This is a genomic window from Clostridium sp., from assembly GCF_047777555.1.
Classification (GTDB): Bacteria; Bacillota; Clostridia; order Clostridiales; family Clostridiaceae; genus Clostridium_H.
In genome coordinates, this window is the sequence record NZ_JBKEEV010000003.1 from 303,191 (window position 1) to 327,178 (window position 23,988).

The window sequence follows — 23,988 nt, forward strand, 5'->3', positions numbered from 1 at the left end:
AGTTTCGACTTAGGAGTGAATAACTATGGAATTTATAGTTGATAATGTAGATAAAACTATTGATATAGGCATGCAAATAGGCAGATTAGCAAATAGTGGAGATATCATTTGTCTTATCGGAGATTTAGGAACAGGAAAAACCCATATTACAAAAGGAATTGCTAAAGGCCTCGGAATAGACGACCATATAACAAGTCCTACCTTTGGTATAGTAAATGAATATGAGGGTAGGCATAAATTATATCATTTTGATGTATATAGAGTTAATGATCCAGATGAAATAGAAGCTATAGGCTTTGACGAATACATATTTTCCGATGCTGTAAGCATAATTGAATGGGCAAATTATATTGAGGAGTTGATTCCTCAAGAACATTTAAGAATAATAATGGAAAAAATGCCTGAAATGGGGGATAACTATAGAAAAATAACTATCAAATATTATGGAAATAGATATGAATATGTAAAGGAGATTAAAATATGAAAGTACTTAGTATAGATTCTTCTACAGCCAGTGCTGCCTGTGCTGTCGTTGAAGATGGCAAATTGCTCGGAGAGATTGTATTAAATGATAAAAAACAGCATTCTGTTATTTTAATGCCCATAATCGATTCTTTATTAAACAACCTAAAATTAGATATTAACGATATAGATGCTTTTATCGTGTCCAGCGGTCCTGGTTCTTTTACAGGACTTAGAATAGGCATGGCAACAGCAAAAGGTCTTGCTCAAGCTAATAATAAACCTTTTATAGGGATTTCCTCATTGGATGCTCTTGCTTTTAATTTAGCCTATACTCCTGGATTAGTATGTCCTATTTTAGATGCTTTAAGAGATAACGTATATACTGCACTGTACTCATTTAGTGATGGCAACTTAAAAAGAGTATCAGATTATATGGCTATTCACATAGATGAGCTTATCTCTATTATAAAAGAAAAATCTCCTGCTAACATAAGCTTTATAGGAGATGCTGTACCTAAATTTAGAGATAAATTAGAAAAAAGCTTCCACCAGGTTCTCTTTGCTCCTGCTCATCTTAATTTAGCTAGAGCGTCATCTTTAGGAGAATTAGGCCTTATTAAATTAAAAGAAGGTCATGAAGACAATTTATTAACCTTCTCTCCAATTTATATAAGAAAATCTCAAGCCGAAAGAGAATATGAAGAAAAAACAGGGGTTAGCGTAGATGAATAATTTAGTAGTTCATGAAATAGAAGAATGTGATTTAGAAGATGTTTTAAACATATATAATTTAAGCTTCGCTCCACCCTGGAACTTGAGTTCTTTAAAAAATGAGCTAAAAAATAAATTTTCAAAATATATTGTAGTAAAAAAAGAAGACAAGGTTATAGGTTTTGCCGCTCTATGGATTATATTAGATGAAGTTAATATAATAAACATAGCTATTCACCCTGATTATAGAGGCATAGGTGCAAGTAATCTATTAATGGATGCCATAATAGATATTTGCAAAGAGCGTAAAATTCCTTCTATTACCCTTGAGGTTAGATCAAATAATATAGTTGCTCAAAATCTCTATAAAAAATACGGTTTCACAGGAGAAGGACTTCGTAAAAATTACTATGGAGAAGGACTTCATGCAATAATCATGTGGAAGAGAAACATCCTGTGAGTTATATATAAAAAAGGAAGCTGCCATGGCAACTTCCTTTTCTATTACGCTATTCTTCTATTATCTTTCACAACCTCGTTATGAAGCATAGGAGATACTCTCTTATATAAAGGCACAGTTACTGCAGATACTACTATTCCTTTTAATAAATTGAATGGGAATATAGACCACATAACTAAGTCCTTTACAGTTTTTATATTAGGATTAACGGCTGCACCCATAGCTACAAAAGCATCTATTGGAGCCTTATAAACCTTAGCATATAAAGGCAATAATACTGTATAGTTTAATACTGATGCTACTAATGACATTACAATTGAACCAACAACTAGTCCCAAAATTGCAGTTTTCTTTGACTTGTTAACTCTATATATAGTTCCTGCTGTTACTGCCAAAGTTGCACCTACAGCAAAGTTAGCAAATTCTCCAACAAATCCTGTTTGAGTACCTTTAAAAACTATGTGTAGTATATTCTTTAGTAGTTCGATACCAATTCCTGCTGCTGGTCCTAAAGCAAAAGCACCAAAGAGAGCTGGTAAGTCACTCAAATCGATCTTTAAAAAGCTAGGAAAGATTGGTAGCGGTACTTCAAGGAACATAAGTATAAATGCCATTACTGATAATAGTGAAATTTTAATCATTGTGTTTAACCCTTTTTGTCTCATATAAATACCCCCTATTTTTTGTATCTCCAAGGGTATTGGCAGAAGTTAAATTAAAAAGCCCTGACAATTCTAAAAATCGTCAGGGCAAAAAAATCTCAAATATACTCTACCTTTACCTTCTTCCATCCAGACTTTACTGTCGGTCTTGGAGTTTCACCAAGTCAGCCGTATAAAATTATACGGGTCGCGGACTATACCGCCGGTCGGGAATTCCACCCTGCCCTGAAGATATATTATTTTATTGTTTTATTTCTACAACCCTATTATACATATCTCACTTATAAAAATCAAGTTAAAATTTAAATTGGTGTCTTATCCCTAAACTTCCTAGACTCATCCATCACTTCTTAGCTTCTCCACCAAGAAAATTTCTATGCAATTTTCTCATACTTCTTATTTCTTCATAGTAAGAGCAATTCTTCCTCTCTTCTCATCAACTTCCAATACACGTACTTCTACAATGTCTCCTACTTTAACTACGTCAAGAGGATGCTTTACAAATCTGTCTGCTAATTGACTTATATGAACAAGACCATCTTGATGAACTCCTATATCTACAAATGCTCCAAAGTCCGCTACATTTCTCACAGTACCTGTTAATGCCATTCCTGGTTGTAATTGATTTATATCAACTATTCCTTTTTTAAATATTGGCTTTGGAAGTTCTTCTCTTGGGTCACGTCCAGGCTTTTTAATCTCTTTTATTATATCTTGAAGAGTAGGAACTCCTATTTCTAACTTTTCAGCTAAATTTTCTAATCCTACTTCCTTAATTTTATCATCTATATCTAAAAGTTTGCCTTTTCTTACATCTTCCTCTGAATAGCTTAATAGTTTTAAAAGTTCCTTTGCTGCCTTATAAGATTCTGGGTGAACAGCAGTGTTGTCTAAAACTTCTTTGCTTTCCGGAACTCTCAAAAATCCTGCACACTGCTCATAAGCCTTAGGCCCAAGTCTCTTTACCTTTAGGAGCTCTTTTCTATCTTTGAACTTTCCATTTTCTTCTCTATAGTCTACAATGTTTTTTGCAATAGTTGAATTTATACCAGATATATATGATAGCAAAGATGGTGTTGCTATATTAAGATCAACTCCAACGCTATTTACTACATCTTCTACTACTCCTCCTAGAGATTCATCCAATCTTTTTGGAGTTACATCATGCTGATACTGTCCTACCCCTATAGACTTAGGATCAATCTTTACAAGTTCTGCCATAGGATCTTGCAGTCTGCGTCCTATGGATATTGCTCCCCTTAAAGATACATTTATATCAGGATATTCTTTAGATGCAAGCTCCGAAGCTGAATAAACTGATGCTCCTGCTTCAGATACAACCACATAGAATAAGTCCTTTCCACTTTCCTTCTTTACTTCATCAATGAGCCTTGCTAAAACTTCTTCTGACTCTCTACTTGCTGTACCATTTCCTAGAGATATTACATCCACATTATGTTTATATACTAATTCTTTTAATATTTTTATTGAACCTTCTATGTCATTCTGTGGTGCTGTAGCGTACACTGTTGCTGTGTCAAGAAGCTTTCCTGTATCATCTAAAACGGCTATCTTACACCCTGTTCTAAATCCTGGGTCATATCCAAGAACAACCTTTCCTTTTATAGGAGCTTGAAGTAAAAGTGCTTTTAAATTAGCTTTAAACACTTCTATAGCTCCTTCTTCTCCCTTTTCCGTAAGTTCTGACCTTATCTCTCTTTCTATTGAAGGGTAAATTAATCTCTTTAGAGAATCTTCTGCTGCTTCTAATATATATTTATCTGTAATTTCATTACCCTTAACAACTTTTCTATTTATGTATTCTATTATTTTATTCATATCGCTTGTAACTTTAACTGATAATATCTTTTCTTTTTCCCCTCTATTTATAGCAAGTATTCTGTGTGAAGGAATTTTTGAAACGGCTTCTGAGTAATTATAGTACATCTCATAAGGTGTTGGTTCTTCGCTGCTTCCGCTGCATTCAATTAATCCATGTTTTCTAACAAATTCTCTTATCCACTTTCTGTATTCAGCATCATCTGATATAACCTCAGCAATTATATCTTTAGCTCCACTTAAGGCTTCTTCTACAGAGGTTACTTCTTTTTCTTCATTTATAAATTCTTTTGCATATTCCTCAATATCATTTTTAAATTCGCCGCTTAAAATAGCATCTGCAAGAGGCTGTAATCCTTTATCCACTGCAATAGTAGCCCTTGTTCTTTTCTTTGGCTTGAAAGGTCTATATATATCTTCTACTTCAGTTAAAGTCTCAGCTTTTTCTATCTGAAGTTTTAATTCTTCTGTAATTTTTCCCTGTTCTGTTATTATTCTTATTATATCTTCTTTTCTATCTTCCAAATTTCTTAAATATGTAAGTCTTTCAGCAAGACTTCTTAAAACTATATCATCAAGGCCTCCTGTTTTTTCCTTTCTGTATCTCGCTATAAAAGGAACAGTATTACCGTCATCTAAAAGTTGTACTACACTGTTTACTTGATTTAATCCTATATTAAATTCTTTAGCTAATCTGTTATTAATATTGGTCATAGTTACCTCCATTCAAATTTTCCTACTCTATTTTAAGTAAATTAATACTTATATCTTTAAAAATATGTAATTTTCACATCTCAAATTTTACATTAATGGGGTTAAAAAGTCCAATCTTTCATCATATATTATTTTTTCCATTCATAACTATATATATATTAATTTATAAGGAGTTTAAATATGAAAAAAATTATAGGAGGTCTTCTTTTTTCTATTTTTTTAATAATCTTTTTTATTAGCTTCAAACTTTATATCACCGTACATCCTTTTAATTCTAAAGAGGTTTTTAATACAATAAACTTTTTATGTTCTGATAATTTCAAAGGTAGACTTACTGGCACTCTGGAAAATAAGGAAGTTGAGGAATATATAAAGCTTAAGTTTATAGAAAATAACTTGAAGCCATTTATGGGAGAATATACTCAGGCCTTTAAAATTCAGTATCCGCAAAGGATAGAAGGTGATCCATATTTAACCGTATCTGATGATGATGGAAATATTATAAAGAAATTTGAATATGGTAAGGACTATAAAGAGGATATGTTAAATTTTAAGAGCAATAAATTTAGCTTTAATAAAAATAATCCTCAAATAACCTCCAAGGATAATGTCATACAAGTCAAAGATAATCTGGACTATTTTCTAATATACATACCTTCTAAAGAAGGATTAAATTTTAGAAGTTCATTTATAAATACATCTCATTGGAGCATGTGTATCATGGTAACAGAACCTACACTTAAATGTATAAAAAAATATATTGATGATGGGTACACCATTAATTGTTTTATTCCATTTACTACAAAAGAAACTTTAGCTAATAATGTTATGGGATATATAGAAGGTAAAGATAAAACTGCTGACCCAATTATACTTTCGGCACATTTTGATCATTTAGGTTCAGACCTTAATAATACCGTATATAAAGGTGCTTTAGATAATGCTTCAGGTGCTTCTTTTATGCTTGAGATGGCAAAATATATAAGTTCTCTAGGACAGCCAAAAAGAAGTATACTTTTTGTAGGATTCAATGCCGAGGAATTTGGTTGTATCGGTTCCACAGAGTTCGTTAAAAAATACAAAAATTATATTCAAGATAGCAAGGTATTTAATTTTGATATGGTAGGAAGCGATAATGGAGTTCCCCTTTGCATAGTAGGCGGACCTCAGGATACTGCTAAAACTGCTTTTTTAAGATCAGTATCAGATACTTGCTCCGATGAAAAAATATATTTTAATTATAAATTTGGAAGTGACAGCGATCATAAAGCCTTTAGGGAAAATAATATAGATGCTGTAACATTTTGCGACAATGACACATCTAGAATCCACACTCCTATGGATAAGCCAGAATTTATAAGTACTACTGCCATAGATAGGTGCTTCAATGTAGTATCAAGAGAAGTAGTAAAATATGCATTTGGAAATAATATTTTTATTCTATATTATAAGGAAGCTCTAATAGGGTCCTCCTTAGTGATATTAGCAAGTGTTATAATATTTGCTTATTCAAAAAGAAAAAAGAAATTATAATTTGATAATATACAATTGATAATTGACAATGAAAGATATTTAACCGCTCCCAAAATTTAATTGGATAAAACTAAAATAACTATATCTTATTTAGTTTTATATCCATTGTCAATTATCAATTTATTTTATAAATTAAGAGCTTATTGTAATATTTTCTTAAGCTCTCCTAAAGTTTTTATTTCATAGGTTGGATGAAGTCCAGACTTTCCATTAAGACCTTTTGGATTAAACCAGCAGGTATCTATGCCAAAATTGGCTCCACCTTTAATATCAGAATTTAAACTGTCACCTACTATTAAAACAGTATCTTTATTTTCATGTCCTATTTTTTCCAAAGTATACTTAAATATTCCGGGGTTGGGTTTAGCCACTCCAGCTTCCTCTGATATAACAATAACGTGAAAATACTTTGCTATATTAGATTGCCTTATCCTAGCATTTTGAACCTTTAATAATCCATTAGTTATTAGAGCTAATTTGTATTTCCCTGAAAGCGCTTGTAATATCTCTTCAGCACCATCCAATAAAAAAGATGCCTCACATAAGGCATTTGTATATTTCTCATTTGCCTCTTTTGGATCTAATTTAAGATCTAGTTTCTTAAATAATCTATTAAACCTTTCTAATTTTAATTCATTAGGAGATATTAGTCCTTCCTCAAGCTCATGCCAAACTTGTCTATTAAACTTCCTGTACTCCTTTAGGTGGTATTCCTTATCATAATTTATGCCTAACTCCTCCATTGCCTTTTCAAAAGCATATTTTTCTGCACTTTCAAAGTCTAACAAAGTTTCATCCGCATCAAAAATAATAAGTTCATACTTTTTCATCAATTACCTCCTTAATATATAAACTCCAATTTTTCACATTAAATATAATTATAAGACAATAACTATATTTCTTCTACTATTTAAAACTTATTTAAAATTTTCTGTGATTATTATCACAGATTGTAACATAAGTTACTTATTTTTTTCTTCACCATATTGTATAATTATGATACGCAACAGTATTTTATATTCCAAAGGAGAATTGATGTATGGATTCACCAAAGTATGCAACATTACAAAAAGTAAGAAGTGAAGAAAGAACCTATGCTATAACACCTAGAATACCAGGTGGATTTATTTCCCCGGAAACTTTAATAAAAATTGCAGAAGTAGCACAAAAATATGGTGGTACACTAAAAATAACATCAGGTCAGAGAATTGCTATTCTTGGTTTAAAAGCTGAAGACGTTAATAAAGCTTGGGAAGACTTAGGAATGGAGCCTGCTGTTCTTTCAACTTATTCCGTAAAAAATATAGAAATATGCCCTGCAGCATTTTGTAAAAGAGCTAAACAAAACTCCCTTAAATTGGGTATGATGATTGAAAAAGAGTATTATGGCGCTAAAGCTCCTAATAGAACTAAAATAGGTGTAGCTGGATGCAAAAATGCCTGCGGAAGCATGAATGCCAAGGATATTGGTATTATAGCTGATAAACCTGGATACATTGTAGTTGTAGGTGGAAGTGCTGGCTTTAATCCAAGACTTCCTGATATAGTAGCTGAAGGGTTAAATGAAGATGAAGCTTTTGCCATGGTAAAAGTTATAATGGATTACTACAACGAAACTGCGGAGTTTGGAGAAAAGCTAGGATTGTTTATTGACAGAATAGGATTTAAAAAATTTAAAGAAGACGTTCTTAGCCGTTTTGAAGCAAGCAATGACCAGAAGCAAGTAACTAATAACTAGCTTCTAGAAGTCGTTAATCTCTAATCTCTAGTCGCCAGTGATTCTATTTATAATATATTTTAGCGATTAGAGGTTAGTGATTAACGATTTGTATCTGTTTTAAACTTTACTTAATATCTTGTAATCTTTTAGCAAATTCCTCTCCAAATGCTTTGCATCTCTTTTCTTCTTCTTCTCCAGGATACCATAATTCTTTTATACCTTCATTCAATATCTCAAAACCACCTTTTTGAAGCTCTTCATTGATTATTCTGGTGCATTCTCCACTCCAGCCATAACTTCCAAAAGAAGCTGCCTTTTTATTCTTAAATCCAAGACCTTTTATCATTTCTAAAATTCCTGCTACAGATGATAGAATTCCTTTATTTATTACAGATGAACCAACAAGTATAGCTTTTGACTTGAACACCTCAGTTATGATATCATTTTTATCTGATTTTGAAGAGTTAAATATTTTAATATTTACATCATTATCAGCTGACTTTATCCCTTCTCCAATCATTTCAGCCATTCTTCTTGTAGCATTCCACATAGTATCGTATATAATAGTAATCTGATTTTCTTGATAGCCCTTTGCCCATTCTAAATACTTATTAACAATTTGTAGTGGATTATCCCTCCATATTACTCCATGACTAGGGCATATCATATCTACTGGTAAATTCAATTTAAGTATTTCATTAATTTTTCTTTCAACAAGAGGGCTAAATGGAGTTAATATATTGGCATAATACTTTATTGCTTCATAATACAATTCACAATTATCAACACGATCATTATACATAAGCTCTGAAGCATAGTGCTGTCCGAAAGCATCATTACTAAATAGTATGTTTTCTCCAGTTAAGTATGTAAACATTGTATCTGGCCAATGAAGCATTTTAGCTTCTATAAATACTAATTTATTTTTTCCAATGTCTAGGGTATCTCCAGTTTTTACTTCAACAAAATTCCAATCTTCATGATAATGCCCTTTTAATAATTTAGCACCATTCTTTGTACAGTAGATTGGAACATCTGGTATCTCTTTCATTAACTCTGGAAGGGCTCCGCTGTGATCTGGTTCTGAATGATTCATAATTATATAATGGATTTTATTTAAATCAATTTCTGATTTTAAATTTTTAATAAACTCCTTAGAAAAAGGTGCCCATACTGTATCTATTAACACTGTTTTTTCATCATGTATTAAATAAGAATTATAGGAAGAGCCTTTATGAGTTGAATATTCCTCTCCATGGAATCTTCTAAGTTCCCAATCTATTTTTCCTACCCATGTAACTTTATCATTAATTTTGAAACTCATCTCTATTCTCTCCTTTTAAATGAAATATTCCACCTTTCTTTAACTTTTGCTGAATTTCTATATTTTATTATGCATTTAAAAATTTATTTTCTGCAGCTTAGGTTATAAATAAAATTATGGTGATATCTATAAAATAATCCTAAGCGAAAAAATTTTTCTATTTTAAAGAAATAATCTTGCCTCGTCTATTGTTCCCTTTTCTGTGTATCTATATACAAATTTTTTACCACCTCAAACATATAAAACGAATTCTATCTTTATAAAATATATATCGAGGTGTTTTAAAAAATAAGGGAGCAGGACACAACTTTTATAAAAGTTGTGTCCTGCCCCCTTAGTCCCTTCTATTTTTCATGCCAATAAATATTATCTGCAACTTCTGCTATTTCTGGAAGCTTAACATCCTTTAAAGCCCATTTCTTAAATTCCTGGAAACCAGTTCTATCAACTATATATCCTATATGCTCTTTTCCGCCTGGAGCATCCTTGTCTATATATTCATGGATATAATCATAAGTATTCAATATTATTTTAACTATGCTATCTTCATCTATCCACTTTATAAAGTCTTTAGCTATTCTTGGATTTTTCTTACCTGTTCTACCCATTATAACAAGCTTATAATATTTTTCTTTACTTCTTGTCCACGCTCCAGTTGGGCATTTTCCTACACATTCACCACAACCTATACATTTTTCATGATCTCTAACTACTTTGTAGTTTTCGAATTTTAAAGCTCCTGTAGCTCTCTTTTTACAGTTATTCACACAAGCTTGACATCCTATACATCTATAAGAATCATATTGAGGCTGTGTCATTCCAAGTACTCCAAAATCGTGCATCCTAGCCTTAATACAGTCATTTGGACACCCTGTTACTGCAACCTTAACATGATAATCATTAGGAAAGATTGCTTTTTCTATTCTTCTTGCAAGGGCTGTTGTGTTATAGTTTGCAAATGGACATACATTATTACCTACGCAAGCTGCCACATTTCTTGTACCTGATGCAGCATACCCTGTGTTAGGATCTTCCTGATTTATTTCTAATCCTTCTATAACAGGTTGAATTAGCTTATTAACTTCCTTCATATACTTCATATCTATTCCAAGAATCTCAAATCCCTGTCTTGTTGTTATATGGACAGTTCCATTTCCGTACTTATCAGCAATTTCTTGTATGGTGGCAAGATGCTTAACTGGAAGGTGTCCACCTGGAACTCTAACCCTTAGAGCAGTTATTCCTCTATGTTTTGTAACCCTGAAGGCATTTTTCTTTAAAGCTTTAGTATTTATATCTAAACTCATGCCGCTCTCCCCCCTAATCTATTAAATTCTTAGCCTTAGTGTAGTTAAATACAGGTCCGTCTAAACAAATGTATGTGTCATCTATCTTACAATGTCCGCACTTGCCTACTCCGCAGCACATCTTTCTTTCATATGAAACAGTAATGTTTTCTTCTTTAATTCCTCTTTTTATAAACTCTGGTATAGTGAATTTCATCATTATAGGAGGTCCCACTATCACTAATTGTGCTTCACCAGGATTTTCTATTGGTAGACTATCAACATATTTTGTTATTAAGCCTACATTGCCTTCATAGCCTTCGTTAGCATTATCTACTGTTAAAGTAACATCAATAGTCTTTTCCCATTTCTTCATATCTTCTTTAAATAATACATCCTTTGGAGACTTAAATCCTGTAAGCAATCTAAAACTTTTGGCTTTCTCTGGATTTTGTGCAAAGTAATCTACTATTCCCTTAACTGGAGCAAGTCCTGTTCCACCAGCCGCAACTATTATTTCCTTACCTTCATATGAAGTAACATCAAATCCGTTTCCGTAAGGTCCTCTTAAAAATAAAGTATCTCCTTCGAAGAATGTATGAATAACATCTGTTACCTTACCTACTCTTCTTATAGTTAAATCAACATATCCATCACCAATTCCGCATATTGAAATAGGAGCTTCACCATACTTTGGTATAGAAACCTCAAAAAATTGACCTGGCTTTGCCTCTCCCTTGTATTCCATTCTAAAAGTATATTCAATATCTGTATGAGGAGTTATGCTTAATATTTTAGATTTTATAGGCATGTATATATTATTCATTTATTCCACCTCTTTCATAGCATCATTTAATTTATTTACACAATTTGAAAAAGAAATATATTCCGGACAAGCATCATCACATCTTCCGCATCCTACACACATGTGATATCTATTTCTCTTTTTAAAGTCATAAACCTTATGCATTACTTTAAATCTCATTCTGTCACCTTTATTTTGACGGAAACCGTGTCCACCAGCCATAGTTGTGTATCCATCTACTTGACATGAAGCCCAAACTCTTCTCCTCTCACCGTTCTTTGGATTATCCTTATAGAATATATCCTGCATAGTAAAGCATGTACACGTTGGACAGACGAAATTACATCTTCCGCAAGCTATGCACCTCTCGGAATACTCTTTCCACATTTTTGATTTAAAAATTCTTATATCTATATTTTCTGGTACATTTACTTTCACTTCATTTGACTCTACAAAGTCTGGAGTTACATCTGAGGTTTCTCCTTCAAATATAACTTGAAATTCATCACTTTTTATGTCCATAAATACATTTTCATCTTGAAGTTTTACATACATATCATACTCATCTGTTGTATTGCTTCCCATACTTACACAAAAGCAGTTTTCAAAGCTATTTTCACATCCCATAAGAACAAGTTTAACCTTTTCACGTCTAGCCTTATAATATGGATCCTCAAAACCATTTCTTAAATAAATCTTCATCTATTCTTTTTACTGCATGAATGTCACAGCTTCTTAAAAATATTAAAGTACCTTTTTCTTCTTTTTTAGGCTCAATATATTCATCTTCTGTAAAATAAAATAAAGTTTCAGTTATTGGAAGTAAAACTTCTTTAGCTGAAAAGTTAGCCTTTTTTTCAAATTCTATATCTCTAATACTGTTTATTTCTGCGTATCTAACTGTATCTGTATCTGAGAAAGTTCCTTTTCCCTCCATTAAAACTGGAGCATATATTTTATAATTTTTTTGCAGTTCTTTTATACATTTATCAAATTTTTCAACACTTAATTTTATACCCATATCTCTGCCACCTTTCTATTTATCCTTTGATATAAACCAATAAGCAAATCCAACGAAGAAGATTCCTCCCAGCATATTTCCTAAAGTTACTGCAACTAGGTTATATACAAATCCTCCTAAACTTACTGCCGCAGCATGAGGTATCATTAAACCTACTGATAGAAGCGTCATATTTGCCACGCTGTGTTCAAAACCTGAAGTTATAAAAGCAAATAAGCATAAGGAAATCATAATAATCTTTGCTGTTTCTTCTTTTAGCTTAAAAGAACACCATACTGCAAGACAAACAAGTATATTACATAAGATTCCTCTCATAAAAAGTTGAATAAACGGTGCTGACATTTTTGCTGCTGAGGTTTTTAACATAAACTCTGCTGTAGAATCAGATGCAAGTCCACTTAAAACGAATATTCCAGCTAATATCACAGAACCAATTAAGTTCCCTATATAACTATAAGTCCAAACTTTGAATGCATCTTTCCATGAAGTTCTTTTTTGAAGAGCTCCTATAGACATTATCATGTTATTCCCTGTAAACAGTTCTGAACCAGCCATAAGCACAAGGCTTAAAGCTATAGCAAAAGAAAGTCCCATTACTATTTTTGTTGAAGGGGATTGAGCTTTTGATAATAATCCTCCAACAGTAAATATAAGTAGTATTCCAAATCCAACGTACATACCTGCTAAAGCTGATGAAAACAGGTATTTGCTTTTTCCCTTTTCTAATAAATTTCTTTTACCCTGCGCAGCATCTGAAATTTTGTTAATTGTTTCACTAAACATTTCACAGTTCTCCTTTCAGATAATTGTTATAATTTAATGATAAATTATAACAAAAAAAAGGTATGTGATTTTTATCACAAACTTGTTATAAAAATCACATACCTTTTTTGTAAAACTATAGTTCCCTATAATATTTAGCTAACTTTTCCGTATTCACTATCATTTTTCTATCTTCATATTTTACCATGCCCTTTTCTTCTAAAACCTTTATCGCCCTTGATATAGTTTCTCTTGGAGAGCCAAGCATATCTGCTAAATAGGTTATAGTTATCTTTAAGTTTATTAAAGTTCCATCTTCTACTTCCACTCCATAATCTCGTGAAAGTTTCCACAACTTAGCTGCTACCTTTCTATCCATTTTTATAGGAACTGTGTTTTTTAATTGTCTATACAATCTTCTTATTTTTTTAGCCATCATATTGAGCATTTGCTTAGTTAAATCAAAGTCCTTTTCCATTACATTTAAAAGCTCTTCCCGTTGAAAAGATATTATTTCTGATGGCTCAAAAGCTTCACAGCTTATAGAAGCTGATTTTCTATCAAGAATTACTTCATTTATAAACTGCCCTTCGTCTAAAATATATATTACCTTTTTTTGACCTTCTTGATTGCTTCTATACATAGTCACTTTTCCTTTTAAAACTACATATATGTTATCTACATCATCTCTCTCTAAAAAAAGCTTTTCTCCTTTTCTTAAGTTCAGTTTATATCCAATAGCCTCTAACTCTTGTAGAGTTGATTTTCGTAACTTTGAAAACATTGGGATACTTAATAAGTCTTTCTCATTTACTTTAATCATCCCTTAATTCCTTCCCTTAATATTTTATAATCTTAAAACTTTATGTATATTATAACTGAACTATATTTGACATTTCAATATTAAAGCAATTAACTCCTCTATTTATTAAATTTAATAAACAGAGGAGTATAATTCTTTATTTTTATCCCCTATATTGAGGCTCTTCTTGTTTTACAAAATCTAATCTTCCTTGAATTGCTTGTGCTACATTTTCTACATCTGTAGATAATTGATTAAACATTTGCTTAGCCTCTTGGCTATCAGTATCTAATTCAAATGTTTTTAATTGTGCTGCTAATCCCTTAGCACTAGCTAATGCTTGCTCTAGCTTATTTCCTGTAGGCATTTAAAATTCCTCCTTTAATATTTTAGTTGATTCAACAATAGTTAGTTTGTCCTATTTGAATCATAATATGAGCAGCTCATTAAGGAAATAAAGACTTCATAAGGAAAATTTTTTTTATATAAAATAAGTATTTTGTTATATGTGTAACGTCTTATTTCTCAAAGCATAATATAGTATTGAGACAAGCTATTTTTATTACTATATCATTTTATCTACAGATTAAAAGGAGGATTACTAAAAAATGAGGACAAACGTGGATGTTGTAACTTTGATTTGTAGAGTTAATACAGGCTCCAGTTGGGGATATGAACCTTTAAACTGCTGGGATGAATGTAACCTGTGATTATAATAATTCTAACTTCGATAATGACTGTGTTATAGTAGAATGCAGCTCTGATAGAAGAATACCAAGAGGAGTTAGTGGTACACAAGCCATAGAAAGACTTCTTAACCTTGGATATAAATTAGTTAATACAGTAACTTTGGATAGTAATTGTTGTGGACAAATTGTACACACTTTTGCTAGATACACTTACAATAGAGATGAATGTAATCCACAGCAGCCTGAGTCCGACAATTGCTCACAAGAAGAATCTGAAACAGACCAATGTTGTGGAAGCTGCTAAACTAAAAAAGAGAGTTTTAAATGAATGTAGAATTTATCATTCATCTAAAACTCCCTATCTAATTGTCCAACTTAAGAAATTCTGTTATAAATAAATCAATCTCTCCATCCATGACAGAATTTATATTTCCAATCTCCGCATTAGTCCTATGATCTTTTACCATAGTGTAAGGTTGAAATACATAGGATCTTATTTGACTTCCCCATCCTATATCTTTTAAGTCCCCTGCAAGATCTTCTATTTTTTCCTTATGCATTCTTTCTTTAAGTTCTACTAGCTTTGATTTTAACATATTCATGGCAGTATCTTTATTTTGAAATTGACTTCTTTCTCCTTGGCTTTGAACAACTATTCCTGTAGGAAGGTGGGTTATTCTTACAGCAGAATCAGTCTTATTAACATGCTGCCCTCCAGCTCCACCTGAACGATAAGTATCTATTCTTAAATCTTCAGGTCTTATTTCAATGTCCTGGCTTTCTGTAAGCTCTGGAAGTACTTCTACAGAAGCAAAAGATGTCTGTCTTTTGCCATTAGCATTAAATGGAGAAATTCTGACCAATCGATGTATTCCTTTTTCTGACTTTAAATATCCATATGCAAATTCTCCGCTTATTTTTAAACTTACACTTTTAATACCAGCTTCATCTCCAGGAATTAGGTCTAGGATTTCAACTTTAAATCCTTTTTTCTCAGCCCATCTTGTGTACATTCTAAGCAGCATTTGAGTCCAATCCTGCGCATCAGTTCCACCTGCTCCTGAATGTAAACTTAGTATAGCATTATTTCTATCATATTCACCAGAAAGGAGCACTTGAATCTTAAAGTTTTCTATTATATCTTGTATTTCCTTTACTTCTTTTTTTATGTCATTTATAGATGATTCGTCTTCTTCATCAATGCTCATTTCTATTAAAAGTTCTAAATCATCTAATCTTGATTTAGTATTATCATACTTATCTAACTTATCTTTCAATCCTTTAGCCTCTTGAGTTACCTCTTGAGCTCTATTTATATCATCCCAAAAATTAGCCTCTTGCATTTTATTTTCAAGCTCTGAAACTCTTTTTTCTATTAAAGCTATGTCAAAGAGAAGCCCCCACTTCATCTAAACTTATCTTTAATTCAGCAACTTTTGCCTTAAGTTCTTCTAGCTGAATTATCATAAAATCACCCTCTCTTAACTTAAATTTATCTCCTTTACTTATAAAAAATCCAGCAAAGCTGGATTTTTTATTTTGATTTATCTTCCGCAGCAGTTTTTATATTTTTTTCCACTTCCACATGGGCAAGGGTCATTTCTTCCTATCTTTTCTTCTGCTCTCTTTACTGGTTTCTTTTTAAGTGAATCATCACCGCTCATGTTTGTTGAAGTTTCTTTAGCTACTCTTTCTCTTTCTGGAGCTTTTTCAATTTGAACATGGAATAAGTATTTTACAGTATCAACCTTTATACTGTTAATCATCTCATCAAACATTTCACTACCTTCAAATTGATATGCCTGAACAGGATCTTGCTGTCTATAAGCTCTAAGTCCCATACCTTGTCTTAAGTGATCCATATTATCAATGTGATCCATCCACTTTGTGTCAACGACTCTTAAAAGAATAACTCTTTCTATCTCTCTCATCTGCTCTGAGCCAATAGTTTCTTCTTTTTCATTATATATTTCTTCAGCTATAGCAAAAAGTTTTTCCTTTATCTCTTCATCAGACATTACTTTAAGTTCATCTACAGTTACTTTTTCCTTTGGTAGATATATGTCTTCTAAATATGCAATAAGCTTTGCAATGTCATCTTCAAGATTTTCATCAAGGCCTGACATATGAGAATCTACAGCGCTGAATATAACACTTTTTATCATTTCCTGAATGTCTTCCTTTAGAGATTCTCCCTCTAAAACCTGCGCTCTTTGCTTGTAAATAACCTCTCTTTGTTGATTCATAACATCGTCATATTGTAATACATTCTTTCTTACATCAAAGTTATTTCCTTCAACCTTCTTTTGAGCATTTTCTATTGCACTGGAAACCATTTTACTTTCTATAGCATCTTCATCGCTTAATCCTAACTTTTCAACAATCCCTTGAAGTCTTTCTGAGCCAAATATTCTCATTAAATCATCTTCCAATGATACATAGAATCTTGAGAAACCAGGGTCTCCTTGACGACCAGAACGTCCTCTTAGCTGATTGTCTATACGTCTTGCTTCATGTCTTTCAGTACCTATTACCTTAAGTCCACCTAGTTCTGCTACTCCTTCTCCAAGCTTAATATCGGTACCACGACCTGCCATATTTGTAGCTATAGTTACAGTACCTTTTTCACCAGCATGAGATACTATTTCAGCTTCTTGCTCATGATATTTAGCATTAAGAACTCTATGTGGAACTCCTCTTCTCTTTAACATATCTGAAAGAAGCTCAGATTTCTCTATACTTACTGTACCTACAAGGACTGGCTGTCCTGTTTTATAAGTTTCCTCTATATCCTTAACTATAGCCTTAAATTTAGCTTTTTCAGATTTATATACCACATCTGGAGCATCTATTCTTATTACAGGTTTATGAGTAGGTATAACTATTACATCTAGTCCATAAATCTCTCTAAATTCACTTTCTTCTGTTTGAGCCGTACCTGTCATACCTGAAAGTTTAGAATACATTCTGAAATAATTTTGGAATGTTATAGTTGCAAGAGTTTTAGATTCTTTTTGAATCTTAACTCCTTCTTTGGCTTCTATAGCCTGGTGAAGACCATCACTATATCTTCTACCTTCCATAAGCCTTCCTGTAAACTCATCAACAATTATAACTTCGTCATCCTTAACCATATAATCTTTATCGCGTTTCATGCTATAATTAGCCTTCAATGCTTGAACTACATGGTGCTGAATATTCATATTTTCTGCATCAGCATAGTTTTCTATGCGAAAGAACTTTTCTGCTTTTTCTATACCAGGTTGAGTTAGAATAACAGAGTTGGTTTTCTCATCTACTGTATAATCTTCTTCTTTTAAAGACTTAGCAAAAAAGTCTGCTACTCTATAGAAGTCTGTAGATTTTTCTCCTTCACCAGAGATTATAAGAGGAGTTCTAGCTTCATCAATTAATATAGAGTCAACCTCGTCGACTATACAGAAATTCAGCTTTCTCTGAACTCTCTCTTCTTTATATATAACCATATTATCTCTTAGATAATCAAATCCAAATTCATTATTTGTTCCATAAGTTATATCTGAGTTATAGGCTTCACGTCTTTGATTATTATCCAAATCGTGAATTATAACTCCAGTAGTAAGCCCTAAAAATCCATATAGTTGACCCATTTGATCTCTGTCTCTTTTAGCAAGATAATCATTTACAGTAACTACATGAACTCCTTCACCAGATAAAGCATTTAGATAAGCTGGAAGAGTAGCAACTAAAGTTTTACCTTCTCCAGTTTTCATTTCTGCAATTCTTCCTTGGTGAAGAACTATTCCTCCCATAATCTGTTCTCTAAAATGCTTCATTCCAAGCACTCTAGAAGAAGCCTCTCTTACAACTGCAAAAGCTTCTGGAAGTATATCATCTAAAGTCTTTCCATTCTTTAGCATTTCCTTAAACTCAAAAGTTTTATTTCTTAATTCCTCATCACTTAACTTTTCAAAATCTTCTTCATAAGACATAACTTTATTAACTATCGGAATAATCTTTTTTAATTCTCTATCACTATATGTACCGAATATCTTATCAAATAATCCCATTTATCTTCATCCTCACTAATCGTATTTTTACTATACTTATTGATTATAACACCTAATTTAGCAGGGTTCAACATTATACTTTGGAAATAATTTTACACATATTTTAATACCTATATGAATTCTTGTTATAACTCAGATTACGCTGTGAATAATTTCGGAAATATGTAAATATTTATTGGTAAATTAAAAAGGAGGAAAATCCTCCTTTTTTTAAAATTCTGGTTCTATAAGTCCATATTGACCATCTTTTCTTTTATATAATACATTAACTTCATCTGTATCTGCATTTTTGTATACAAAGAAGTTATGTCCTAAAAGCTCCATTTGAAGAACAGCTTCTTCATGACTCATTGGCTTTATTGCAAATTTCTTTGTTCTTACTATTTTAGACTCTATATCATCATCATCATCAGGAACATACTCAGGTATAAATTGAAATCTTAAACTATCCCCATACTTTCTTTTTTCTAATTTAGTTTTTTGTTTTCTTATTTGTCTTTCTAGTTTTTCTAATACTAAATCTATGGCTGCATACATATCTTCATTAGCTTCTTCTGCTCTTAGTATAACTCCATTAAATGGTATTGTAACTTCAACTATTTGTCTATTTTTTTGGACGCTTAACGTTATATCTGCTTCTATATTGGGACTAAAATATTTTTCTAATTTAGATATTTTTCGTTCTACTGCCTCCCTCAATCCATCTGTTACAACAATATTTTTGCCGCTTACTGTTATGTTCATAAAGCCAGCCCCTTTCTTGTATATCCTTATGAAAATTTGTTTATTAGTATTATTTATTTTCTTATATTGTATTACTTATTATTAGTTATAACAAGTATTATATTAAGCAATTTGCAGAAAATTAAATCATTTTATGCTATTTATATGCATCTTTTCTCTACATCTTTCTTCTTTAACCATCTAATTTAGCGAGGATAATTTATTTTATTTATGATATAATAAAATTTAGGAAAACTATCCATTAATTATACAATGGAAAAAATATTCATACGCTGCTCTTTGCACCTGTTAATACGTATACATTAGCTGCACCTTTCTCAATCATAAGTATGGAGCAATAAAAAGCTGTAGCTCCTGTAGTTATAACATCATCTACCAATAATATGTTTTTATTAATTATTTCATTTCCATTTACAGCTTTAAAAGCCTCCGATAAATTTTTCCATCTTTCTTCTCCGTTTAATCCTATTTGATCCTTAGTATCTTTAAACTTTTTGAGCAATTCAACTACTTTACTGTTTGTCTTATAAGCAATTTTTTTAGCTAAATATTGGCTCTGATTATATCCTCTTTTTTTCAAAGTAGATTTACTGCAAGGAACATAGGTGACTATATCAAAATTTATCTTATAGGTTTTAATTGTATTTAGCATATATTCTGTTATTACATCTCCAGCCCTAAAATCGCTTTTATACTTTAATCTTGCTATTAATTCTTTTCCAAGTCCAGAATAATAAAAAGAACTGTAGCAGCGTATACTATAATTCTGCCTTGTAATTTGAAAAAATTTATTACATATTCTTATTTCTGAACTACATTTTGTGCATAATAAGCTTTCATTATTTACATATGCCCCACACACTATACATTCTTCAGGATTATATATCACATCTAACATACACCTAAAGAAATATCTTATATTTTTAATAAGTTCATGTCCCATGCTTCTTTATTAAAACGCCTGGTTATACTTTTAGCCTTATCCATATCTTCCGTTTCATAGTTTCCTAAAAATACAACCTCGCCATTATGGCTGTTTTCGCTTCTGCCCACCTTTCCACAGAGATATACTAACTTTTTATAATCAAAATACTTGTTATCTGCAAAGAACACCATAACATTAATATCTTTTAAGTCAAAATGCACATCATTGAAATGATTTGTAACTACTATAGCTTTTTTCATTTTTATAAAATTATATAATATTCTTTTTTCGCTTTTGTTCCTGATAAATGGAAGAGTTCCTTTACTGAACTTGCTGCAATACTTAGATAAGTATTCATGAACGTTTTCTACCTTGACTTCATCTGGAACATACACAATAACTTTACGATTTGAATTTATGGACCACTCTATGTATTCATAGACTACATAAGGTATATCCTTATTAATATCTATCCTAGTTGATATAAATTTAGGCTCTACTAAAGGAATAGCATTTCCTCTTATAGGTAAAATTATTTCTCTACTAGCCCTATCAAAAATTCTTTCTACCGAATAGCCAATTATCTTTCCATCTTTCTTACACATGCTTTCCGAAGCTTCAGCAATCTCTTTCTTACTATGAAAAGAAAAACTTTTTATGTCATCATAGATAACTAAATCAAATTTATCTTTAATGTTTTCAAGCATATTATGTTTTGAAATAACAAGGAGGCTGTCGTTATATTTAATATTTTCTTTATAATAAGTATACTTTTTGAAACCATATTCTTTTTTCATATCATTTATGATATGGACATTACTGCTCTCTTCATTTGTAATATAAAGAACTTTTTTATTCAGATTTACACTATTTATTATAGCGTAAGGAAAAATCTTCATTAAATTATAAGGTGGAGATATTATATTCAAGGTTTTTTCTCTTCCTAAACACCATTGAGCAATTTCTCTCCTTACACTCTTTTCTACTTTAGCAGGATTTATATTTTTTGAGTACATATCTATTCCTCATCCCCTTGAAATAAATCCTCATGATTAGCAGTATCACCCTCTAATATATTCAGTATTCTCCACTTTAATGCTGAATATCTTTCAAAACTTCTGTTGTTACTAATCATAAAGTTAACAGCTTTAGGCAGCCCAACCAAAACTACCATTTGTTTTGCCCTTGTAATACCAGTGTAAAATAAGTTTCTATTCATTAAAAGAGGGGGTCCCATAAACATAGGCATAATAACTACTGGAAATTCACTACCTTGACTTTTATGTACTGTCATAGCATAAGCAAGTTCAAGCTCATCTAAATACATATCATCATAAACAACCTTTCTTTCCTCATCAAAGATTACAGATACCTTATCTTCATCTATTTCACATATATATCCTATATCCCCATTAAACACTCCAAGCCCTTCTGGTTCCCCATCACCATCTATTCTGATCCATTTTAGATTATAATTATTTTTAGTCTGCATAACTTTATCTCCAAGCCTAAAGATAGTGTCTTTAAACTCTTTTTCACTTTTGCTTTTAGTCTTCGGATTTAATATATCTTGAAGTCTTTTATTTAAATTCTCTATACCGAGCATTCCTTTTCTCATAGGAGACAATATCTGAATGTCTTTAAAGCTGTTCCAACTTTTATTAAACTTTGGAAGCCTCTCATTTATAAGCTCTACTAAAGTATCTAATATCTTTTCTTGTTCTTCGCAATTTAAGAAGTAAAAATCCTTATTTTTTTTATTTAGAATTGGCATTTCTCCATTATTTATTTTATGAGCATTTACTACAATCATACTTTCTTCTGCCTGTCTGAATATATCTTTTAATCTTACCACCTTTACGCACTTACTCTCAATTAAATCCCTTAATACATTTCCTGGTCCTACAGAAGGAAGTTGGTCTGCATCTCCTACTATTATAAGTCTTGTTCCCATAGATATGGCTTTTAGTAGATTGTTCATAAGTAAAATATCTATCATAGATGCTTCATCTATGATAAGTACGTCACATTGAAGTGGAGATTCCTCGCTTCTTAAAAATTCTGTATCCTCATCATCGCTAAAGCCCATTTCTAGTAGTCTGTGAATAGTCTTAGCTTCTCTTCCCGTAGCTTCAGTCATTCGTTTTGCTGCCCTTCCAGTAGGTGCTGCCATAAATACAGTCATGGAAGCATTTTCAAATATTTCTGTTATACATTTTATTATAGTGGTCTTTCCTGTACCTGGTCCTCCTGTTATTATTTCTATTCCATTTGTAAAGGCACCCTTTATAGCTTCTATCTGAGTTGGAGCAAATTTGATATTATTATCTTTTTCAAACTTTTCAATCTCACTTTTAACATCTATTTTGATATTGTCATAGTTGCTAATGGTAAGAGTTAAAATTCTACTTGTAACAGATAACTCGCAATAATAATAAGGCATTGTAAAAACAGCTTCTTCATTTTCTACCTTTTCTACCTTTAACTTTCCATTAAGCATAGATTCTTGTATACTGCTTACTATTTCTTCTTCTGATACCATAAGCATATCCTTACATTCCTTTAATAACTTTTCTAGCGGCATATAAGTATTTCCCATACTGCAAAACTGATTTACTATATATCTTATTCCACACTGAATTCTAAAAGGAGAATTGCTTTCTATTCCTAAGCTCCTAGCTATCTTATCTGCTGTTTTAAACCCAATTCCTGATATGTCATCTGTAAGAGCATATGGATTTTCTTTTACTACTTTTATTGAATTAGCTCCATATTTTTTATGAATTTTTACACACTGCTTTACTGTAACTCCATATGTCTGAAGAAACACCATTATATTTCTTATTTCTCTCTGCTTAGAATAAGACTTAGCAATAGTTTCTGCTTTTTTATCCCCTATTCCTTCTATTTCTTTTAGCCTTTCAATATCTTCATCTAATATTTCTAAGGTCTTTTCTCCAAAATGCTCTACAATTTTTTTTGCAGTTATAGGTCCTATACCAGAAATAACTCCAGATGATAGATATTTTTCTATTCCTTCTAAAGAATTAGGTACTATTTCCTCACAAGATGTCACCTTAAACTGTTGTCCAAAATGAGGATGTTTAACCCATTCTCCCTGTATTTTCAAATTCTGGCCTTCTAGTATAAAAGGCACGCATCCAGTTATAGTAATTTTTCGTTTTTTATCTTTTATACGAGCTACAACATATCCATTATCTTCGTTTTTAAATACTATATCTTCTACCTTCCCTTGTATTTCAGTCATAAAATCTCTCCTAAAACTTCTCTTATCAAATGAAACTCCACTCCCATATATCTTCTTAATACAATTATAGAATACAAAACGCATTATTTACAATTATTCTAACATATTTATTATTTTTTCCACAAATTTATATCAATAAACTCTAATTAGTTATTACATATAATAATAACAAAAAACTTAAAAGCTAATGCCGTAATTAGCATTAGCTT

Annotated in this window: 21 protein-coding genes, 1 pseudogene and 1 riboswitch; of the genes and pseudogenes, 6 read left to right on the forward strand and 16 right to left on the reverse strand. The window is 31.5% G+C overall.

Going from position 1 to position 23,988, the window contains the following annotated elements; translation table 11 throughout:
• The first annotated feature begins 25 nt into the window (after positions 1–25).
• From tsaE to rimI, 3 genes are read left to right on the forward strand one after another with little or no spacing between them, the layout of a single operon-like run.
• Positions 26–484: a tRNA (adenosine(37)-N6)-threonylcarbamoyltransferase complex ATPase subunit type 1 TsaE gene (gene tsaE / locus ACFWTK_RS07470; protein ID WP_415875383.1), complete on the forward strand. Its 459-nt coding sequence runs from the start codon at positions 26–28 to the stop codon at positions 482–484.
• Positions 481–1,197: a tRNA (adenosine(37)-N6)-threonylcarbamoyltransferase complex dimerization subunit type 1 TsaB gene (gene tsaB, locus ACFWTK_RS07475; RefSeq protein ID WP_415875384.1), complete on the forward strand. Its 717-nt coding sequence runs from the start codon at positions 481–483 to the stop codon at positions 1,195–1,197. The genes tsaE and tsaB overlap by 4 nt, the downstream gene beginning before the upstream one ends.
• Positions 1,190–1,636, forward strand: a complete 447-nt coding sequence (gene rimI, locus ACFWTK_RS07480) for a ribosomal protein S18-alanine N-acetyltransferase (protein ID WP_415875385.1) — start codon at positions 1,190–1,192, stop codon at positions 1,634–1,636. The genes tsaB and rimI overlap by 8 nt, the downstream gene beginning before the upstream one ends.
• A 44-nt stretch (positions 1,637–1,680) precedes the next feature.
• Here rimI and ACFWTK_RS07485 read toward each other — a convergent pair whose 3' ends face one another.
• Positions 1,681–2,301, reverse strand: a complete 621-nt coding sequence (locus tag ACFWTK_RS07485; RefSeq protein ID WP_415875386.1) for an ECF transporter S component — start codon at positions 2,299–2,301, stop codon at positions 1,681–1,683.
• Positions 2,302–2,411: 110 nt separating this feature from the next.
• Positions 2,412–2,535, reverse strand: a riboswitch (FMN riboswitch).
• Positions 2,536–2,694: 159 nt separating this feature from the next.
• Positions 2,695–4,851 (reverse strand): Tex family protein, encoded by a 2,157-nt coding sequence (locus ACFWTK_RS07490; protein ID WP_415875387.1) that lies wholly within the window; start codon positions 4,849–4,851, stop codon positions 2,695–2,697.
• 180 nt (positions 4,852–5,031) lie between these two features.
• Here ACFWTK_RS07490 and ACFWTK_RS07495 point away from each other — a divergent pair, with 180 nt between their 5' ends.
• A complete protein-coding gene (locus tag ACFWTK_RS07495) occupies positions 5,032–6,384 on the forward strand; it encodes a M28 family metallopeptidase (RefSeq protein WP_415875388.1) in 1,353 nt (450 codons plus the stop codon).
• A 140-nt stretch (positions 6,385–6,524) separates the two neighbouring features.
• On the opposite strand, the gene ACFWTK_RS07500 is transcribed toward ACFWTK_RS07495, so the two are convergent.
• On the reverse strand, positions 6,525–7,214 hold the full coding sequence (locus ACFWTK_RS07500; RefSeq protein WP_415875389.1) for a YjjG family noncanonical pyrimidine nucleotidase: 690 nt from the start codon (positions 7,212–7,214) through the stop codon (positions 6,525–6,527).
• Between the two features lie 209 nt (positions 7,215–7,423).
• Between ACFWTK_RS07500 and ACFWTK_RS07505 the strand changes: the two genes are divergently transcribed.
• Positions 7,424–8,122 (forward strand): NAD(P)/FAD-dependent oxidoreductase, encoded by a 699-nt coding sequence (locus ACFWTK_RS07505; RefSeq protein WP_415875390.1) that lies wholly within the window; start codon positions 7,424–7,426, stop codon positions 8,120–8,122.
• 106 nt (positions 8,123–8,228) lie between these two features.
• Here ACFWTK_RS07505 and ACFWTK_RS07510 read toward each other — a convergent pair whose 3' ends face one another.
• The 7 genes and pseudogenes from ACFWTK_RS07510 to ACFWTK_RS07540 all read right to left on the reverse strand — a co-directional run bounded on the left by ACFWTK_RS07510 (position 8,229) and on the right by ACFWTK_RS07540 (position 14,471).
• The gene (locus ACFWTK_RS07510; protein WP_415875391.1) at positions 8,229–9,428 is read right to left on the reverse strand and encodes an anaerobic nitric oxide reductase flavorubredoxin; all 1,200 of its coding nucleotides are present in this window, start codon (positions 9,426–9,428) and stop codon (positions 8,229–8,231) included.
• Positions 9,429–9,772: 344 nt separating this feature from the next.
• Positions 9,773–10,735, reverse strand: a complete 963-nt coding sequence (gene asrC, locus ACFWTK_RS07515; RefSeq protein ID WP_415875392.1) for a sulfite reductase subunit C — start codon at positions 10,733–10,735, stop codon at positions 9,773–9,775.
• Between the two features lie 13 nt (positions 10,736–10,748).
• Complete coding sequence (asrB, locus tag ACFWTK_RS07520) at positions 10,749–11,540, reverse strand: anaerobic sulfite reductase subunit AsrB (RefSeq protein WP_415875393.1); 792 nt, start codon at positions 11,538–11,540, stop codon at positions 10,749–10,751.
• Positions 11,541–12,540 (reverse strand): annotated as a pseudogene (gene asrA, locus ACFWTK_RS07525) (anaerobic sulfite reductase subunit AsrA). It abuts the gene before it with no gap.
• A 15-nt stretch (positions 12,541–12,555) separates the two neighbouring features.
• Positions 12,556–13,323, reverse strand: a complete 768-nt coding sequence (locus tag ACFWTK_RS07530) for a formate/nitrite transporter family protein (protein WP_415875394.1) — start codon at positions 13,321–13,323, stop codon at positions 12,556–12,558.
• A gap of 115 nt (positions 13,324–13,438) precedes the next feature.
• Positions 13,439–14,125 carry a Crp/Fnr family transcriptional regulator gene (locus ACFWTK_RS07535; RefSeq protein WP_415875395.1) on the reverse strand — a complete coding sequence of 229 codons (687 nt, stop codon included), beginning with the start codon at positions 14,123–14,125 and terminating at the stop codon, positions 13,439–13,441.
• A gap of 142 nt (positions 14,126–14,267) precedes the next feature.
• The gene (locus tag ACFWTK_RS07540) at positions 14,268–14,471 is read right to left on the reverse strand and encodes a DUF1657 domain-containing protein (RefSeq protein WP_415875396.1); all 204 of its coding nucleotides are present in this window, start codon (positions 14,469–14,471) and stop codon (positions 14,268–14,270) included.
• A gap of 326 nt (positions 14,472–14,797) precedes the next feature.
• Between ACFWTK_RS07540 and ACFWTK_RS07545 the strand changes: the two genes are divergently transcribed.
• Positions 14,798–15,097 carry a hypothetical protein gene (locus tag ACFWTK_RS07545; RefSeq protein WP_415875397.1) on the forward strand — a complete coding sequence of 100 codons (300 nt, stop codon included), beginning with the start codon at positions 14,798–14,800 and terminating at the stop codon, positions 15,095–15,097.
• 58 nt (positions 15,098–15,155) lie between these two features.
• Here ACFWTK_RS07545 and prfB read toward each other — a convergent pair.
• From prfB to recD2, 6 genes are all read right to left on the reverse strand, one after another.
• A protein-coding gene (prfB, locus tag ACFWTK_RS07550; protein WP_415875398.1) for a peptide chain release factor 2 occupies positions 15,156–16,260 on the reverse strand; the annotation gives its coding sequence in 2 pieces (ribosomal slippage) (positions 15,156–16,181 and positions 16,183–16,260; 1,104 coding nt in all).
• Positions 16,261–16,337: 77 nt separating this feature from the next.
• On the reverse strand, positions 16,338–18,842 hold the full coding sequence (gene secA / locus ACFWTK_RS07555; protein ID WP_415875399.1) for a preprotein translocase subunit SecA: 2,505 nt from the start codon (positions 18,840–18,842) through the stop codon (positions 16,338–16,340).
• A gap of 210 nt (positions 18,843–19,052) precedes the next feature.
• Positions 19,053–19,586: a ribosome hibernation-promoting factor, HPF/YfiA family gene (hpf, locus tag ACFWTK_RS07560; protein WP_415875400.1), complete on the reverse strand. Its 534-nt coding sequence runs from the start codon at positions 19,584–19,586 to the stop codon at positions 19,053–19,055.
• A 265-nt stretch (positions 19,587–19,851) separates the two neighbouring features.
• Positions 19,852–20,484 carry a ComF family protein gene (locus tag ACFWTK_RS07565; protein WP_415875401.1) on the reverse strand — a complete coding sequence of 211 codons (633 nt, stop codon included), beginning with the start codon at positions 20,482–20,484 and terminating at the stop codon, positions 19,852–19,854.
• Positions 20,485–20,501: 17 nt separating this feature from the next.
• Entirely contained in the window at positions 20,502–21,527 is a 1,026-nt protein-coding gene (locus tag ACFWTK_RS07570; RefSeq protein WP_415875402.1) for a hypothetical protein, read from the reverse strand.
• Between the two features lie 2 nt (positions 21,528–21,529).
• Positions 21,530–23,779, reverse strand: coding sequence for an SF1B family DNA helicase RecD2 (recD2, locus tag ACFWTK_RS07575; protein WP_415875403.1), 2,250 nt, complete (start codon positions 23,777–23,779; stop codon positions 21,530–21,532).
• Positions 23,780–23,988 lie beyond the last annotated feature (209 nt).